Genomic DNA, 16,244 nt, shown 5'->3' with positions numbered 1-16,244 from the left:
CAGCCTCGTCTCACCGGAGAATTCGAGAACCCCTGCGATGTCACGCCGCCGGCGGAAACCGGAACACGGCGGCCACCCGCCTGCTCCACGCCGGCGTCAGCGGCGAGTCGACAACCCCCGCCTGCTCGTAGGCGTGGATGAAGCGGCCCGGCGCGGAGAGAATGCCTGCGTGCTTGGCGGCGCATCCGGAGCGCCAGCGGAAGACGAGGATGTCGCCGGGCAGCGCCTCGCTCCGGGGCAAATCCTCGCCACAATGGGCCCGCGCCGCCTCGATCAGCCGCTCGCGCCCGGCACGCTCGGCCCAGTCCGGCGCATAGGGTCCCGGCTCGGCGGCGGGCGTGCCTGTGACTTCGGCCCAGACGCCGCGGATCAGGCCGAGGCAGTCGCAGCCCACGCTCCTGAGGCTCGCCTGGTGGCGGTAGGGCGTGCCGAGCCAGAGGCGCGCGATCGCCACCACGCGCTCGCCCTGACCGCCCACGCCCTCCATCCCGGCCCCGCCGCTCATGGCACGATCGGCCGGCCGTCATGCACGGTGTCGCCATCGGCGTAGCCATAGGCGAAGTCGCTGCCGGGCAGATAGGGAAAGCCCTGGAAGTTCAGTATATTGGCAAACTTTTCGGAGCAGGTGGCAAACAGCTTGTCGCAGCCTGCCGTCAGCGTCACCGCCGACTCGGGCTCCGGCAGAGCCGCCAGCGGCGACCACAGCTCCAGCGTCACTCCGCCCGGACCGGCGCGATGCTCCGAAATCTCGAAGCTGAGCCCGGCAAAGCGCCCGGTGTCGAACCGCAGCCGGCCGTGTCGGAACCAGCCGTCGGCAAAGCCTTCGAAGCCTGCCACCGCGAGCCGGCTCTCGTCGAGCACAGCACTCACAGTGCCCGCGCCGCCAAAGGCCGGATCGTCGAGCGCCACCCGGCAGCGATGGTCGCCGAGATCGGCGTCGCAGCGCCTGGCATAGACGCGGCCCTGCGGCCGGTCGAGGCGGGATGCCAGGCTGCGCAGCTCGGCCCGGTAGGCGTCGCCCGAGGCCCGCACCTCGCCCAGTTCGCGGGTCGAGACAAGCAGATGCGCCTCCGGGCTCTGCCAGTTGACCAGGAAGGTCTCGACCCGGGCGCTGTCATAGCGGCCGTCGGTGAGATCCTCCGTGGTGATGGCGGCAGCGGAAAACGCGCCCGTCACGTCGGCCGAGTCGGCGCCAAGCCCCAATCCCGTCTCCACCTCGCTGCCGACAAAACCGCTTTCGGCGGCAAAATGACAGCCGGCGAAATCGAGGTCGCGGTCATGGTCGGTGAAGCCCAGCACCAGCCCGTCGCTGCGGGTGAGCCGCCAGGCGTGGCACGTCGTCGTCGCCTCGCCCTCGAGATGGACTGCGAGATCGTCGGGAAGCTGTCTCATGGCCTGATCTCCACGAGCGGCACGCTCGGCGCCGAACCGGCGCGGAAAGCCGCCAGATTGATCTCGACGCGGTCGGTGTCGAAGCGCACCGGAATGTCGAACTCGTAGCCGGCGCTGACCCCCACCCCCGGCGCGGGTGCCTCGGCGAGCGTCACCAGGCCGCTTGCGGCATCCACCGCATAGGCCCCGTCGGGCAGCGCCAGGCCGCCGACCGCCACGCGAACCGAGCCCGCCACCGGCTTGGCGATGCGCCGCACCGTCGAACCGCCGGGGTCGCCATAGGCTTTCAGGAGCTCGAACACTGTCCTCGCCCCGTCGCCGGTGCCTATTGCCTGGTCGCCGGCCGCGATGGCCTGGCCGTAGCCCGCCGAAGCGTGGTCGATCGGATCGCGGAAGCGGAAGCCGAACAACTGCCCGCGCCGCGCCTCGAAGAAGGCGATGAGCGCATAGAGATCCTCCACCGCCCGCAGGCCGGTGCCGACATCGTAGCGCCGCCGCGCGTCGGCCCAGCGGGCATTGCGGTGCTCGCCGCCATTGGACAGCGCCACGATGTCGGTGCGCCGCGCCGGTCCGCCGCTGGCGCCGAGCGCCAGCCTCAGCGGCAGCCGCACCTCGTGAAAGCCCTGCATGCAAGCCTCCTACAATCCGCGTGAGCCGCGACCGACGGCGCGGGCCAGCAGGGCGGTGATCTGCGCCTCCGACTTGCGGAAACTCGCGGCGTCCGGCGTCGTCACCTGAAACGTGATCTGCATCGGCGCCTGCCCACCGCCGGCCGCCACGCCGAGCCGGCCGTCCGGCCCGCGCCGGAGCGGCAGGATCGCCTCCGCTCCCGCCTCGCCCATCAGGCCGGTGTCGCCGCCGGGCATGGAAAACAGCGTCGGCGCGCCGACCACGCCGCCCTCGGCAAAGGCCGTAAGCCGCCCGGGCACGCCGCCCTTGGCGAAGGGCGCGACCGCCCCAAGGCTGCCGATCAGGCCGGTCACGGTCTGGCCGATGAGCCGCTCCAGCGGCGCCAGCCCGGCATTGAGCGCGATGGCCGACATCCGGGTGGCGAGCTGACGCAGCACGTCGTCGAGGCTGCGGCCGTCGATGACCGCCGATTTCAGAGCCCCACCGAGTGCAGCCCCGAAGGATTGCGCCCGCTTCTCGAGCTCCGCCAGCGCCTCCTCGGCGCCCCCCAGATCGAGATCGACGCGCACGTCGATATTGCCGTCATCGGCCATGGGTCTCTCCTTCTTCCCGGGTATCGCGGACGCATTCCTGCGGGGTCGCGTCCCGGTCGGGGAATTGCCGCATCAGCCGGGCCAGGTCCGCCCGTCCGGTCACCGCCGGCGCCGCCACGGGCGGTCCGGCGAGGGCTGCCAGTTCCGGCAGGCTCAATGCCCAGAATTGCGTGGGTGGCAGCCGCAGGCGGCCGAGGCCGAAGCCGAGGATGGCGGCCCAGGGAAAAGCCGCCTCCGTCGAGGCTCCGGATCCGGTCACTCCGCCTGCGGCTGCCGGGGGCGCGGAGCAGCGGACACCTCCGCGCCTTTCCGGGATTCTCGAAACTGATTCACGCCTGCGCCGGAAGCATCTGGCGAAGCAGCACTTTCCGCCTCGCCGCCGAAGCTAGCGAGCAGCAGTTCGGCAGCAATCCTGGCAAATCCGGCCGCCCCGCCCTCGGCCGACATGCAGGCCACGTCCTCGTCGCAGATCCGGTTGCCGGCGCCGCGCAGGCCCGCGCCGACGATGCGGATGATGTCGCGCGCCGAGAGCTTGCCGGAACCGAAGCGGGCGCCGAGATCGGCGAGGTTGTCGACGCCGAAGGCGCTTTCGAGCTCCGCCAGCGCGCCCAGCGTCAGGCACAGCACCCGGCTTTCGCCGTCGAGCCGGGCGGCGATCTCGCCGCGACGGCGGTTGGGGATGGCGGGCGGCGCGTGCATCAAAGTGCACCGAAGACAAGTTCGCCGGCCGATTCGAGCGCCATCTCGAAGGCGACCTCGCCGTCGTGGCGACCGGAATAGTCGAGCGCCACGATCTGGAACGGTCCGGTCACCGTGCCGAAATCCGGGATCAGCGCCTGCCAGGTGCGGATCTCGCCGGCGAAGAACGCAGCTCGCGCCAGCCCGTCGCTCTCGGCATCCTTGAAGATGCCGCCGCCCGAGATCGAGGCCCGTTGCACGCCGGCGCCCGAAAGCAGCTCGCGCCAGCGCCCCGCCGATTCCGCGTCGGTGATGTCGACGGCTTCCGCATTGAACGCCAGCCGCCGCGCCCTCAGCCCCGCCACGGTGACAAACCCGCCCCCGCCCTCGACCTTCAGCAACAGGTCCTTGCCCTTCTGCGCACCCATGGGGATCTCCTTGGAATAGTTGTTTGAACGGAGCAAGCCACACGCGCGGAGGCCACTCTCCCCCCTTGCGGGGGAGATGTCGGCGCAGCCGACAGATGGGGGGTGAACCCTCCACTCTCGCCGAACATGCGGCTTTTGCCGATCCATGCCCCCCTCTGTCACCTTCGGTGACATCTCCCCCGCAAGCGGGGAGAAAGGCATCGCGATCGATGCCGCCTTCACCCCTCCACCACTGCCCGAAACTCGAGCCGCACCGTGTGCAGCACTCCGGGGTTCCAACGATTGCGAAGTGCGCTGGTAGAAACGCGAAAATAGTGCGAAGCTGGTCTAAGCAATATTGGAGGATGAGAATGTCTGATGTATTTGAACTTTTCGTCGAATCTGTGAACAAAAAGAAACAATTGCATTGTTCATACCAGGGGCGACATCGAGAGCTCTGCGTGCATGCTGTCGGCTGGAAGAACGGAAAGGAACAAGCGCTAGCATTTCAATTTGCGGGTGAAAGCTCGAAAGGACTTTCACCAGGAGGTGAATGGCGCTGCATGGCTCTTTCACAAGTGACAGACGTTCTTCTCAAAGATGGAAGCTGGCATACACAGGATAACCATTCCAGACCCCAGACCTGTGTCGACAAAATCGCTGCAGAGGTCGTATATTAAGTTCTAAGCCACTCAGCGTATTGAGTTGCGCGCGCCCTTGAGCAAGCGCCATGAAATTTTGTCAGATAGATGGCTCCGCCATCCGTGTGGTCAATCACCTCAACTGACCACACGCCTTTTTCAGTTTGTCTCTCGACGACTTCTATGTCGATGTCGTTATTTCCACGAGCATCAGCAGCATCTCTTTTCATTGCCATTTCTCCTAATCTCACCCCTCCACCACCGCCCGAAACTCGAGCCGCGCAGTGTTGAGGTTGCTCCTCGGCTCGCGCCTGGACCGCGTCCGCTCCAGCCTGAGATTGACGAGCCGTCCGGCGTCGAGCGCCAGCGCCGCGTCGTGCAGCGCCACGCCTGTGGCCAGCGCCAGATCCATCGCCTGCCGGCGGCCGTTGTGCTCCGACCAGATCTCGATTTCGAAACGGTGCTCGGCGCCCGTCTCGGTGCCCGTCGACCAGTCGCTGACACTCCAGTCGCCGACCACCAGGCAGGGCAGGAGCCGGCGCGTGGCGCCGCGGTCGAGCACCCGGCCGGGGCCGGCGATGGCGAGGATCGCGGCGTCGCCCGCAAGCCGCGCCACCACCGCCTTCTGCAGGGGATTGGCGCTCATCGACCTTCCTCCTCGCAATCGCAGACGAGATAGCGCCGGCCCTCGTCGGGATCGCGCAGCGTGCGGATCGCGAGCCGGCGGGCGCCGAGCCCGAAGCGCATGCCGCTCGCCACGCCGTTGCGGAAGCGGATCGTCACCCGGTGCGTCGCCGTCGCGATGAAGGCGTTCGCCTCCTCGCCGGGCCGGACCGCCAGCGGCTCGACCAGTCCCCACAGGCTCGCGACCGTTGCCCAGCCGGGCACGGCGCCGCCCTGGCCGTCATCGAGATCGTCGGGGGCCTCCAGCACCAGCCTTGCGGTCAGGCGGCCGGGATCGAGCGTGGTCCATCCCATCACAGCGCCCTCCGCGTCCAGGGCGAGATCAGCCGCTCGTAGCCGGCCGGCACTGCCGCCGGCTGCATCGCGACCGGCACCGAGCCGCGGAACTCGTACATCAGCGCCGCGTGCAGCAGCAGCGCGCGCCGGAGCTCCGGCGGCACCTCCGTGGCCATGCCGAAGCCGGCGGAAAAGTCGATCTCGATGCCGTTGATCGCCTGGCCCGGCAAGGGCATCCGGGCCAGCACCAGCCGGGCCGGGCGGGACTCGGAATCGAGCAGCATGCCCGCAAGCGGCACCGGCTGTGCCAGCCCCGCCGCATCGAAAATCCGAATCCCGTCAATGCTCTGCACCGGAAACCTCGGCAGGTGAATCACCTTCGCCGCCGGCCAGTCGTCGAGCGACAGCCGGAATCCCTGGCTGATCAGCGCCAGCCCGGTCACGGCCTCGAGATGGCCGCGGGCGGCGGCGATCAGGTCGCCCAGCAGCGCGTCCTCTTCGGCCGTCTCAAGCCTCAGATGCGTCTTCAGGTCGGCAAGCGACAGCGGCTCCACCAGCGGCGGCTCGGTTGAAATCAGGCTCATGGCGATCTCCTGCAGCGGGGTCGAAGGGGCCGGGCCGGCCTCGATGGCGATGGCGGGCCAGAGCATTTCCAGACGAAGTGAATTTCACTTCGTCGCAGGACAATGCGGCAAATCAGGAACCAAGCATTTCCAGACGAAGTGAATTTCACGTCGTCGTAGGACGATGCGGCAAATCAGGAACCGGCGGCGCTTCTGCGATTCAATCGAAAGCCGAAGCGCTGCAGGATCTGGTCCGCGGCGCGCGGCGACCGGCATCACGGAGCATCCGCATGGCAATTAAGATCCTGTCGGCTCCGGACCGGCTGCCTGCGAGCGGAGCGATGGAACGGGTCGCGCGGCGGATCGCGCTTTGAGGCCCGGCTTGAGGATCGCGCCGGGCGGAGGCCTGCTTGACCTGGGTCACGCGGGCGCCGGGCTGCATCGGGAAGGTGACCACCGAGATCTCCCAGAGGTCGGCGGCAAGGATGCGCCGGGCCCCGGTCTTCCGGTCGGCGCGCGACTTCACCGTCTGGAAGCCGATCGACAGGCCGTCGAGCGCGCCGGATTTCATCAGCTCATGCACCTCGCGGGCGCGCGTCACGCCCAGCGCCAGCCGTCCCTCGACGTGCAGGCCGCGCGTGTCCTCGCGGATCGTGGTCCAGCGGCCGATGGGCTGCTCCGGATCGTGCTGGTAGAGCATGCGCACCTCGCCCGGTCCGCGGCTTGCCAGCGACCGCGCGAAGGCTCCGGGCTCGATGATGTCGCGGCCCAGATCCATCGTTCCGAACAGGCTGGCATAGCCTGAAAACCGCCCGTCGCCGCTCACATCCTCAAGCGCCAGGTCGACGCGCTTCTCCTGCCGCCGGTCCATCGCTTTCTCAGCCATGGGGTGTCCTTTCGTGGAATAATCTGCTTGGTTTTTCGGGGGCGGGCTTGCACGGCCGCCGCTCTCCCCCCTTGCGGGGGAGAAAGGCCCAAGCCCTATCCGCCCTTGCCGCGCCCCAATCGGTCGGCGATCCGCGCCAGCACGCCGAGGCTCCACCAGGCGCTCATGCTGGCTGCCGCCGCCCCCATCATCAGGATCTCGGGCCGGCTGAGGTCCTCGACCACGCCCAGCCGTTGCGCAAGCACCACCCCGGCAGGCCCGCCGAACACCAGACCGGAGGCCAGGCCGGCGAAGCCCCGTGTGGCGGCCTCCCTGCGGCCCTTGGGCAGCATGTAGGCAAGGGACACCAGCGCGCCGGCCACCGCGCCGGCAATCCGCGCGGCGATCATCGTCGGGTCAAAACCGAGAGGGTTCATGACCTGTCCTTTCGAAACGGTGCGGCAATCAGAAGGCATTCGGACGTACTCGTCAGCCGGCCGGCAGCTGAGAGACTGAATCAAATTCCTTGCGCGGTGAGTCCGGTTCAATCCCTATCGCGCTGATATCCAACGGCTTCCCGCTTCTCCGCGTCACTGAGGAAATCGGCCGCGCCAACTCTTGTCCACAGTGCCTCGCGCTCGGCAGCCAGTCCCGGAAGCCGGTCGGCATCGAAATCGAGCCGAATCCGGGCGCCGTAGACCGGGCGGAACCAGTTGCTCAGCGCCAGCGTCGTGCGCGCGATCAGCGGCAGCACGGTGAGCCGGCAGAAGGCGCGGTTGGCCTCCTGGTAGTTGGAATAGGTCAGATCGCCTGGGATGCCGATGAGCATCGGCGGCACGCCCAGCGCCAGCGCGATGTCGCGGGCGGCGCCATCGCGGGCGGCGACGAAATCCATGTCGCGCGGCGTCAGCCCCATTGCCTTCCAGTCGAGCCCGCCCTCGAGCAGCATCGGTCGCCCGGCACGCCGCGCTCCCTGATACCCTTCCTCGAGTTCGGCCTTGAGCCGCGCATATTGCTCCTCGGTGAGATTGCCGCCCTCCTTGGGCTGGTAGACCAGCGCGCCCGAGGGCCGGGCCGAATTGTCCAGCAGCGCCTTGTTCCAGGTGCTGGCGGCATTGTGCAGATCCAGCGCCATCTGCGCCGCCTCCAGCGGCGCGAAGCCTCGGTGGTCGTCGAGCGGGTGAAACAGCTTGAGATGCAGCAATCCGTGGCCGGCGCGCGGATCGACGGCGAAGCGCCGGCGCGCCGCGCCGGCGGCATATTCATGAGCCAGCGGCCAGCCCTCGGCATCCTCGATCACCCGCACCCGGTCCGGCCGGAGCAGATGCAGGCCCGCCAGCCCTTCGCTGCCCGGCACCGCCTCGACCCAGGCATTGCCCGAAATGAGCAGATGGCCGTAGAGCGCCTCGAGGAACTCCGTGCCGGACCCGCATCCGCCCGGCCGGTCGAGCAGGTCGAGCAGCGGATGGCTGTCGAGTTCGCGACCGTCCTCGAACAGCACAAAGGGAACCGACGCGGCCGCCTCGGTGATCATCCTGACGGCCCGGTGCGCGACCGGGTTGCGCATGAAGCCTTCGCGCGCCAGCGCGGAATAGGAGCGGACCGACCAATGAGCGCCGGGAGCGGCGGACAGCGCCGCCAGGGCTTGCGGCAGCGTCGCCTTCCTGCCGGTGTCATCGACCGGCTGCCGGCGCGCCGGCCGCACCAGGTTGCGCAGGGACCAGGCCATGAGCGTCTCCTCAGGATCTTGACGTCAAGAGCCCGCCGGTCGTGGCTGGTCGGGCAGGGTCGGCCTGCGGTCGAGCCGGCAGGACGGCGGACGGATGCAAACCGCGCATTCCGTCATCATCATCATCAGGCCCCACCGCCCCCCAGCCGGGGTCCAGCAGCGCCGCGTCCGCGGCGCGGGCGCATGACGGAAACCCGTGGGATCGCGCCACACGAGACTCTGCCTGGCAGCCCTTCACCCCGCGGCGAAATCCGCGGCGATGCGCATGTCGCGCAGCGGCCGGACGATCTCGATCGAGCGCTGGTAGAGTGGATGCGCCTTGTAGGCGGCCAGCGCCGCCTCGTCGTCGAATTCGCCGTAGACGACGAAATCCACCCGCTCCGACAACGCATCGGTGTTGGTGTTGCGGCCGATCTCCAGCACGCGGGGTATGCCGGTGCCGGTCAACAGGTCGAGCCCCGCGCCGACAGTTTCGTAGTCCTCGGGACTCTTGCTGCTGAAAAACACGATGTGCCGGATCATTCTGTCTGCCTCGTTGAGTTGCGTGCGCGTGTCATCGCGCATTGCCGGAGCGTCGGCAAGTCTCGCGGGTGCGACCTGTCCATCCCTGCCTGCGCCGAGGTCGCAGTATCTCAGACCCGCCCCCGGCCTCCGTCACCCCGGCCCCCGAGCCGGGGCCCAGCGGCGCCGCCTCCGCGGCGCGGCAGACTTCCGCGTTCGCCGAAGCGACCAGATCTTTCACCGCGTGGACGCGCGGTGACTGGATGCCGCATCGAGTCCGGCATGACGGACTCGGAGACTGCCCGCCGATACCCTCACAGATGCCTTATCGCCGGCTCGCTCCTGCGGACCAGCACCAGGTCGGTCAGCGCCCAGACCAGCGCGTCGAGCCGGTCCGGGGAGCGGCCGGAACTCAAGCCGTCAGGGCCAAAGTCGCACATCTGGTCTTCGAGCGCGCCGAAATGCCCGGCGTGCAGCACCCGGCCCTGCTCATACAGCGCCGCCACCGGCTCGGCGCGCAGCCACTTGCCGCGCGTCGCCCGCACCTGCCTGACCGGCAGTGCCGGCTCCACCGTGCGCAGCACGCTTGCCACCATGTCGCCGCCCTGGTTGATCTCGGCCACCACGCAGTCGGCGTCGAAACGCCGGTAGAGCCGCACCACCGCCCCGGCCCAGCCCGCGGGGCTCGCGCCCTCGACCGAGGCGTCGGCCAGCACCACGGCGCGGCCCGTCTCGTCCAGGCCGGCGGCAATGATGCCGCAGCAGGAGCCTCTCGCCTCGCCCGCCACCGGCGGGTCCACCGCCACCACGATGCGCCGCATCGGTCCCGGCTGGCGCACCACCAGTGCTTCCAGCTGCTCGCGCCGCCACAGTCCGTCCTCCCGGTCGGCGATCAGTTCGCCGTCGAGTTCCTGCCGCCCAAGCCGCGTGCCGCCATAGCGCTCGCCGAGCCCCGCAAGAAACCCCGGCGCCAGATTGGCCGCGTTGTCCGCCGAGCGGATGCGGCGCAGAACCGTTGCCTCGTCTTTCACCAGCGCCAGCAACAGCGGCGTCGCCCTCGGAGTCGTCGTCACCAGTTGCCGCGGCTGCCGCCCAAGCCTGAGCGCGAACTGCAGCATGTCCCAGCTTTCACGCTGGTGGCGCCACTTGCCGAGCTCGTCGCACCAGGCGCAGTGGAATTGCGGTCCGCGCAGGCTCTCGGGATCCTCCGAGGAATACAGCTGCGCCACCGCGCCCGACGACCAGACCAGCCGCCGCCGCGTCACCTCGAAGGCCGGCCGCTGGCTCCTGGCCACCGCCAGTATACCCGAGACGCCGTCGACCATCACCTCGCGCGCATCGCCCAGCGTCTCGGCCACCAGCGCGATGCGGCCGTCGTGAGCGAGCCCGGGGATCTCACCGCTCGCAAGACCCTGGATCCATTCCGCGCCTGCCCGGGTCTTGCCCGAGCCGCGGCCGCCCATCAGCAGCCAGGTTCGCCAATCCCCCGGCGGCGGCTTCTGCTGCGGCCGGCCGTTGAAGTGCCAGTCGGTGTCCACCTCCCGCCACGCCGCGTCACCGAACGCATCCAGCTCCGTCTCAAGCGCCGGAACGGTGCTGCCGGGCTTGCACGCGACCGTCTTACTGGCCTTGCACGCAACCTTGTCTGCGGCATTGCTTTCAACCCTGTCTTGGGCTTCGCTTTCAACCTTGCCTTGGGCCTCGCTCTCCGGCGCCGCCTTCGCCCTCAGCACACCCTCCCGCTCGGCTTCGCGCCGCTTCGACCAGTCCGCCTGATGGCCATGCTTGAAATGGGTCATCCAGGCGGCTCCAGGGAGATCGGGAGGGTCGAGCGGCGCACCGCAGAGATCGCCGCTTGCGCTGAGCCCACTCTCACCCTTGCGGCGGGGTCCGCAGGACAGGCGAGACACGTGGCTCGCCCAAAGGCAACGCCGACAGAGGGGGTGACGCCTAGCCATCCCCGGTGCAAGAGCATGGTCGAAACCTACCCCCCTCTGTCACCTTCGGTGACATCTCCCCCGCAAGGGGGGAGAACGGGTGCCGCGCCCGCCGCGACCAGCTCCGCCAGCCGCTCGCGTGCCAGCCGCTCGACGATGCCGCGCACCCGCCCCCTGAGCGCCTCGCGCTCGTCCGGGCCCATCTCCCGCGGAGCGGCATCGCTCTCGCCCGCGGCCAGCGTCCGCTCCAGGAGGTCGATCTTTTCCAGCGTGCGCACGATCAGCGACATCAGGTCGACGGCAGCCTTGCCTCCCGCCTCGCCAGCCGCCGCCTCACCCGGCCCGGCATCGGCGCCGCAGAAGCGGTCGAGCTCGCGCGCCAGAACGGCGCGCATGCGCCTGAGCATCGCACTCGTCCCCGACATTTCGGGCGTGTCCGATGTCGGCGACGTCCAGGACATGTCGGGCGTCCCGCGCGATTCGGACATTTCGGGCGTGTCGGTCGCCCCCGGCAGATCGGCCGGAGCGCCGGATGGCGCGGTCCGGCTCGCGGCGCGCGCAGACGCCGAAACCTTGCCCGGCGCCGATTTCCTCTCGATGCCGCACCCCTCAAGCCGGTCCAGCGCCCGCTTCAGACCACGCATCGCCGCCATCCGCACCCGAAAATCCGGCGAGCGCCGGTCAGGACCCATCCCCGAATGCATGATTGCCTCCAGTGAAACACGCCGCAAACGGCGCTCTGACCGCCCTGCCCGGCAACGAGGCCGAAGGGCGAGTCCCGTGCCTCGAACCAACGGACCAGGCGCGATCCCCACTCACCCCCCTTGTGGGGGATATGTCGGCGAAGCCGACAGAGGGGGTAAACCACGCAATTTCGCGCCCCCAAAACCCGGGCACAAAAAAGACGCCACACAGGCGCCGCTTCAGGTCTCCAGTGTCCCGATCCGCGGCCCGTGCGGGCGCAAATCTTTGACGATGACCAAACCCTACCAAACCACCGTCACGCCGTCAAGGATTATTTTCCTATTTGACGAAGATTTCTGCGGCACGCCACAATGCCTTCCTCCACCTACCGGGGGAGCGCCGCCGGGCACAATGCCTTTCCTCCACCCAACGACGGGAGGTGTCGGCGCAGCCGACAGAGGGGGTGCCCGGACACGCAGCCGACAGAGGGGGCCTTCGCAACAATCGAAGTACTGCCGTGGCAAGCACCTGACCTACCGGAGCCCCCTTCACACCCCCTCGGCCGGCCAGTCCACCAGAAAATCCTCGTAGTCGTCGACGTCGAGCCCGTCCTCGGGAACGCTGCGGCCGCGCACCGAGACGCCGGCCTGGTGCACCGTTTCCGGATCGCCGGACACCAGCGGATGCCACCAGTAGAGATCGGCGCCCTCGGCCACCAGCCGGTAGGCGCAGGTGGGCGGCAGCCAGGAGATCTCGCCCACCGCCTTGACCGTCAGGCTGATGCAGTCGGGCACCGTGGCCTGGCGGTTGCCGTAGTCCTTGCAGCGGCAGGAATGGCCGTCGAGCAGCGTGCAGGCGATGTTGGTCCAGGCGATCTCGCCGGTGTCCCAATCCTCGAGCTTGTTGAGGCAGCAGCGGCCGCAGCCGTCGCACAGGCTCTCCCATTCGTCACCGCTCATCTGAGCCAGCGACTTGGTCTTCCAGAACGGCGTCTCGATCATCGAATTCTCCTGGCCGGGCGACGGCGCGCCCGCTCGAATCCCTTGTCCTTTGACTGAAAATAAGTCAAAAGCATAGTCTCAAGGGGCAAATCGGGCGCGGGCAGCCGTGCCGCAGCAGCAATGCGGCCTGAACCAGCGCCGCCCGCAGGAAAAGTGTGTCCGTGCAAGACCCGTTCAACCAGGAAAACCGGCCGCGCAAGCGGTCCAACATTCTGCTCCGGATCGATTCCTGGATCGATTCGACGATCTGGAACGCCGGCTTCTCCGTCGGCGAGACCTGGGAGGAGATCACCATCTTCTTCCGCCGGTTCCGCACCCGCGGCGTCTGGAAGGCAGTCTTCGAGGTCGCCGGCGAAGCCATGAATGTCGGCACCGCCGGTTTCGTGCTGATGCTGGCGCTGGCGTTGCCCGCCTTCGAGGAGACCGCCGGCAACTGGCGGGCGCAGGACGATTTCGCCGTCACCTTTCTCGACCGCTACGGCAACGAGATCGGCCATCGCGGCATCATCCACGAGGACTCCGCCCCCATCGACCAGTTGCCCGACCATCTGGTCAAGGCAGTGCTGGCCACCGAGGACCGGCGCTTCTTCGAGCACTTCGGCATCGACCTGCTGGGCCTCGCCCGCGCCATGACCGAGAATGTGCGCGCCAACTCGGTCGTCCAGGGCGGCTCCACCATCACCCAGCAGCTGGCCAAGAACCTCTTTCTCTCCAACGAGCGCACCATCGAGCGCAAGGTCAAGGAAGCCTTTCTCGCCCTGTGGCTCGAGGCCAATGTCTCCAAGAAGGAGATCCTCCGGCTCTATCTCGACCGCGCCTATATGGGCGGCGGCACGTTCGGCGCGGCGGCGGCGGCGCAATTCTATTTCGGCAAGGACGTCACCGAGGTCAGCCTTGCCGAGGCTGCGATGCTCGCCGGCCTGTTCAAGGCCCCTGCCCGCTACGCGCCGCACATCAACCTGCCGGCGGCGCGCGCGCGCGCCAACGAGGTGCTGTCCAATCTGGTCCAGTCCAATTTCATGACCGAGGGCCAGGTCATCGGCGCGCGCCGCAACCCGGCCAGCGTCATTGACCGGGGCAACCACGAGGCGCCCGACTATTTCCTTGACTGGGCCTTCGACGAGGTCAGGCGCATCGCCGGGCCGCTGCCGACGCACTCGCTGATCGTGCGCACCACCATCGATGTCGGCATGCAGGAAGCCGCCGATGCGGCGGTGGAATCGACGTTGCGCGAGCTCGGCGAGGGCTACAATGTCAAGCAGGGCGCGCTGGTGCTGATCGAGAACGGCGGCGCCGTGCGCGCCATGGTCGGCGGCCGCGACTACGGCGAGAGCCAGTTCAACCGCGCCGCCCGGGCTCTCCGCCAGCCGGGCTCGTCGTTCAAGATCTACACCTATTCTCTGGCCATGGAAGCGGGGATGACGCCCGACACGCCGATCACCGACGCGCCGATCTCCTGGGGCAACTGGAGCCCGCACAATTACGGCAATTCCTATGCCGGACGCATCGACATTAAGACGGCTCTGGCGCGCTCGATCAACACGATTCCGGTCAGGCTCGCCAAGGACGTTCTGGGCGGCAGGGCCGCCATTCCCAAGATCATCGCCCAGGCGAAGAAATTCGGCGTCGAGACCCCGATCCGCAACGATGTCACCATCCCCATCGGCACGTCCGAGGTCACGGTGCTCGACCAGGCGACGGCGTTCGCCGTCTTCCCCGCCGGCGGCATGGAATCGCGCCGGCACGGGATCGCGCAGATCATGAACTACAACGGCGACGTGCTCTACGACTTCAATCGGGACGCGCCGCCGGCCAAGCGGGTTCTCTCGGAGCAGGCGGAAGCCTCGATGACGCAGATGCTCACCCGCGTTCCCTATGTCGGCACCGCGCGCCGCGCCGCCGTCGAAGGCGTGCTCACCGGCGGCAAGACCGGCACCACCCAGGCCTATCGCGACGCCTGGTTCTGCGGCTTCACCGGCAATTTCACCGCCGCCGTCTGGTTCGGCAATGACGACTACACCTCCTCGAACCGGATGACCGGCGGCTCTCTGCCCGCCATGACCTTCAAGAAGCTGATGGATTACGCCCACCAGGGCGTCGAGCTCAAGCCGATCCCGGGGGTCGAGAATCCGCTGCCCGATCCCAACGCCGCGGCGTTGCTGGCGGCCAAGGCCAAGGAGAACAGCGCCAACGGCAGCGCGTCGGCGGTGCGACCGCGCACGCTCACCCAGCGGACGACCCAGACCCTGCGCGATCTGGCGGAGAAGCTGCGCAACGCGGCGCCGCTGGCGGCTCCCGAAAGGATCGCCGCGGCCACAGTTGCGGTTCCCAACATCATGGATCAGTGATACGGAAATCCTCCCGGAGCAATGTCACGAGCCAGGCCGGACGGCTTTTCGCGCGACAAAGCGACACCACCCCAATTTGGGCGCCTGAGCTGCTCCGCGAAGAGGCGAAAGGCTCCACGCCCCCGGTAAATGAAGCGGAAAAACGTGTTTCGCCTGCCTCTCCTGGTTCTCGTCTCGCTTGCGATCGCCTTCGGCGCCGGCACCTGGTCAACCCGGGTGGCGCTTCGGGCGACGTCCGGGTTCGGCGCCCTGCGGCTCGGCCCCTGGCAGGCATTCCCCGACCTGCAATCGGCCGCCGCCGATCCCTATGCCAAGGCCCACCGGGCCAATGACGGCCGGCTGCTGCTCGGGCGTGCCGAGGGTCTGGTTTTCACCGCCGCCACCGATTCCGATGGCCGGGAGCTGCGCGGTGACTGTCGCTACGAGATTTCCGGCACCACGCCGGCGGCGCGGTTCTGGACGTTGCGCATCACCGATGCCGATGACCGGCCGCTGCTGGCGCGCGCCGGCCTGCCCTCGAGCCTCGACGCCTGGCAGGCGGTTCGCCGCGACGACGGCAGCTTTGCGGTTCAGGTCGGCGCCAGGGCGAAAGCGGGGAACTGGCTGGCCATGCATGAGCCCGGTCCGGTGCGGTTCGTGCTCACGTTGATCGACACGCCGACGGCCGGCGCAACGGGGCTGAGCCTCACCGACATGCCGGCCATCACGCTCGAAGGATGCGCCGATGCGTAGCCTGATTCATGCCGTCGCCATCGGCATCGTCGGCGCGGCGCTGCTGCATGTCGTCATTATCCTGTCGCTGCCTGCCTGGACGGGCCGCGACGCCTGGACCCGGGTGGTCAATCTCGGGGCGCCGGGCCGCTTCTTCACCCTTGCCAACGAGCCCAACCCGACCGGCCTTGCCAATGACGATCCGCATATCCGTTCGGCGGTGTGCCGCTTCGACATCACCGAGCGGCCGCTGCGGGTGACGAGTGCCGGCGACGTGCCGATCTGGTCGGCCTCGGCCTTCGACACGCTCGCCAACGAGACCTTCTCGATCAACGACCGCTCCGCCATCGGCGAGGAGGTCGACATCACCTTCGTCACTCCCGCGCAGATGCTGCAGCTGCGCAAGGTCATGCCGCCTGCGCTCGCCCGTTCCGTGCTCGTCGAGCTCGCCGAACCGCAGGGCTACGTGGTGCTCCGCGCCATCGTCCCCGGCCCCTCCAGCGAACGTCAGGTCCGCGACTATCTCGGCGAAGCCCGCTGCACGGCTTTCGATATCGGGTGAAGCAACGAAGACCGACAGCTCGCGGTCCGGACGGCGAACCGC

General features: G+C 68.4%; 22 protein-coding genes. 4 read left to right on the top strand and 18 right to left on the bottom strand.

Going from position 1 to position 16,244, the window contains the following annotated elements:
* Positions 1-40: 40 nt before the first annotated feature.
* Genes DFR52_RS10855 through DFR52_RS10825 form a run of 7 tightly spaced genes read right to left on the bottom strand, consistent with a single transcriptional unit; the run spans position 41 to position 3,721 of the window.
* Positions 41-505: an NlpC/P60 family protein gene (locus tag DFR52_RS10855; RefSeq protein WP_245415286.1), complete on the bottom strand. Its 465-nt coding sequence runs from the start codon at positions 503-505 to the stop codon at positions 41-43.
* A complete protein-coding gene (locus DFR52_RS10850) occupies positions 502-1,392 on the bottom strand; it encodes a DUF2163 domain-containing protein (protein WP_110031918.1) in 891 nt (296 codons plus the stop codon). Before DFR52_RS10850 ends, DFR52_RS10855 begins: the two co-directional genes overlap by 4 nt.
* On the bottom strand, positions 1,389-2,021 hold the full coding sequence (locus DFR52_RS10845; RefSeq protein WP_110031917.1) for a DUF2460 domain-containing protein: 633 nt from the start codon (positions 2,019-2,021) through the stop codon (positions 1,389-1,391). The genes DFR52_RS10850 and DFR52_RS10845 overlap by 4 nt, the downstream gene beginning before the upstream one ends.
* Before the next feature lie 9 nt (positions 2,022-2,030).
* On the bottom strand, positions 2,031-2,615 hold the full coding sequence (locus DFR52_RS10840; protein ID WP_110031916.1) for a phage tail tape measure protein: 585 nt from the start codon (positions 2,613-2,615) through the stop codon (positions 2,031-2,033).
* A complete protein-coding gene (locus DFR52_RS10835; RefSeq protein WP_110031915.1) occupies positions 2,605-2,874 on the bottom strand; it encodes a phage tail assembly chaperone in 270 nt (89 codons plus the stop codon). Before DFR52_RS10835 ends, DFR52_RS10840 begins: the two co-directional genes overlap by 11 nt.
* Positions 2,871-3,314: a gene transfer agent family protein gene (locus DFR52_RS10830; RefSeq protein ID WP_110031914.1), complete on the bottom strand. Its 444-nt coding sequence runs from the start codon at positions 3,312-3,314 to the stop codon at positions 2,871-2,873. The genes DFR52_RS10835 and DFR52_RS10830 overlap by 4 nt, the downstream gene beginning before the upstream one ends.
* The gene (locus DFR52_RS10825) at positions 3,314-3,721 is read right to left on the bottom strand and encodes a phage major tail protein, TP901-1 family (protein ID WP_110031913.1); all 408 of its coding nucleotides are present in this window, start codon (positions 3,719-3,721) and stop codon (positions 3,314-3,316) included. Before DFR52_RS10825 ends, DFR52_RS10830 begins: the two co-directional genes overlap by 1 nt.
* Before the next feature lie 350 nt (positions 3,722-4,071).
* On the opposite strand from DFR52_RS10825, the gene DFR52_RS10820 reads away from it, so the two are divergent.
* Positions 4,072-4,380 carry a hypothetical protein gene (locus DFR52_RS10820; RefSeq protein WP_110031912.1) on the top strand — a complete coding sequence of 103 codons (309 nt, stop codon included), beginning with the start codon at positions 4,072-4,074 and terminating at the stop codon, positions 4,378-4,380.
* On the opposite strand, the gene DFR52_RS24260 is transcribed toward DFR52_RS10820, so the two are convergent.
* The 11 genes from DFR52_RS24260 to DFR52_RS10770 form a co-directional block, all read right to left on the bottom strand.
* Positions 4,377-4,571, bottom strand: a complete 195-nt coding sequence (locus tag DFR52_RS24260; RefSeq protein ID WP_146215593.1) for a hypothetical protein — start codon at positions 4,569-4,571, stop codon at positions 4,377-4,379. The genes DFR52_RS10820 and DFR52_RS24260 overlap by 4 nt on opposite strands.
* Before the next feature lie 17 nt (positions 4,572-4,588).
* Positions 4,589-4,987 (bottom strand): DUF3168 domain-containing protein, encoded by a 399-nt coding sequence (locus DFR52_RS10815; RefSeq protein WP_110031911.1) that lies wholly within the window; start codon positions 4,985-4,987, stop codon positions 4,589-4,591.
* Positions 4,984-5,319 carry a phage head closure protein gene (locus DFR52_RS10810; protein WP_110031910.1) on the bottom strand — a complete coding sequence of 112 codons (336 nt, stop codon included), beginning with the start codon at positions 5,317-5,319 and terminating at the stop codon, positions 4,984-4,986. Before DFR52_RS10810 ends, DFR52_RS10815 begins: the two co-directional genes overlap by 4 nt.
* Positions 5,319-5,885 carry a head-tail connector protein gene (locus DFR52_RS10805; protein WP_110032083.1) on the bottom strand — a complete coding sequence of 189 codons (567 nt, stop codon included), beginning with the start codon at positions 5,883-5,885 and terminating at the stop codon, positions 5,319-5,321. The genes DFR52_RS10810 and DFR52_RS10805 overlap by 1 nt, the downstream gene beginning before the upstream one ends.
* Positions 5,886-6,084: 199 nt before the next feature.
* Positions 6,085-6,735, bottom strand: a complete 651-nt coding sequence (locus DFR52_RS10800) for an HK97 family phage prohead protease (RefSeq protein WP_110031909.1) — start codon at positions 6,733-6,735, stop codon at positions 6,085-6,087.
* A gap of 110 nt (positions 6,736-6,845) precedes the next feature.
* Positions 6,846-7,166 carry a DUF6107 family protein gene (locus DFR52_RS10795; RefSeq protein WP_110031908.1) on the bottom strand — a complete coding sequence of 107 codons (321 nt, stop codon included), beginning with the start codon at positions 7,164-7,166 and terminating at the stop codon, positions 6,846-6,848.
* 107 nt (positions 7,167-7,273) lie between these two features.
* Positions 7,274-8,458 carry a phage portal protein gene (locus tag DFR52_RS10790; protein WP_110031907.1) on the bottom strand — a complete coding sequence of 395 codons (1,185 nt, stop codon included), beginning with the start codon at positions 8,456-8,458 and terminating at the stop codon, positions 7,274-7,276.
* A gap of 234 nt (positions 8,459-8,692) precedes the next feature.
* A complete protein-coding gene (locus DFR52_RS10785; RefSeq protein WP_110032082.1) occupies positions 8,693-8,980 on the bottom strand; it encodes a Dabb family protein in 288 nt (95 codons plus the stop codon).
* Positions 8,981-9,273: 293 nt separating this feature from the next.
* On the bottom strand, positions 9,274-10,758 hold the full coding sequence (locus tag DFR52_RS10780; RefSeq protein ID WP_245415285.1) for a DNA-packaging protein: 1,485 nt from the start codon (positions 10,756-10,758) through the stop codon (positions 9,274-9,276).
* A gap of 185 nt (positions 10,759-10,943) precedes the next feature.
* Complete coding sequence (locus DFR52_RS10775) at positions 10,944-11,540, bottom strand: hypothetical protein (RefSeq protein WP_146215592.1); 597 nt, start codon at positions 11,538-11,540, stop codon at positions 10,944-10,946.
* A 588-nt stretch (positions 11,541-12,128) separates the two neighbouring features.
* Positions 12,129-12,581 (bottom strand): YcgN family cysteine cluster protein, encoded by a 453-nt coding sequence (locus tag DFR52_RS10770; RefSeq protein ID WP_110031905.1) that lies wholly within the window; start codon positions 12,579-12,581, stop codon positions 12,129-12,131.
* Positions 12,582-12,742: 161 nt separating this feature from the next.
* Between DFR52_RS10770 and DFR52_RS10765 the strand changes: the two genes are divergently transcribed.
* From DFR52_RS10765 to DFR52_RS10755, 3 genes are all read left to right on the top strand, one after another.
* Positions 12,743-14,929: a transglycosylase domain-containing protein gene (locus DFR52_RS10765; RefSeq protein WP_110032080.1), complete on the top strand. Its 2,187-nt coding sequence runs from the start codon at positions 12,743-12,745 to the stop codon at positions 14,927-14,929.
* A 144-nt stretch (positions 14,930-15,073) separates the two neighbouring features.
* Positions 15,074-15,661: a DUF1214 domain-containing protein gene (locus DFR52_RS10760; protein ID WP_110032079.1), complete on the top strand. Its 588-nt coding sequence runs from the start codon at positions 15,074-15,076 to the stop codon at positions 15,659-15,661.
* A complete protein-coding gene (locus DFR52_RS10755) occupies positions 15,654-16,202 on the top strand; it encodes a DUF1254 domain-containing protein (RefSeq protein ID WP_110031904.1) in 549 nt (182 codons plus the stop codon). The genes DFR52_RS10760 and DFR52_RS10755 overlap by 8 nt, the downstream gene beginning before the upstream one ends.
* The last annotated feature ends 42 nt before the right edge of the window (positions 16,203-16,244 follow it).

This window comes from Hoeflea marina, assembly GCF_003182275.1.
GTDB classification, from domain to species: Bacteria; Pseudomonadota; Alphaproteobacteria; order Rhizobiales; family Rhizobiaceae; genus Hoeflea; species Hoeflea marina.
The sequence above is the reverse complement of the archived record's forward strand: the minus strand, read 5'-3'. Positions and strand labels throughout refer to the sequence as shown.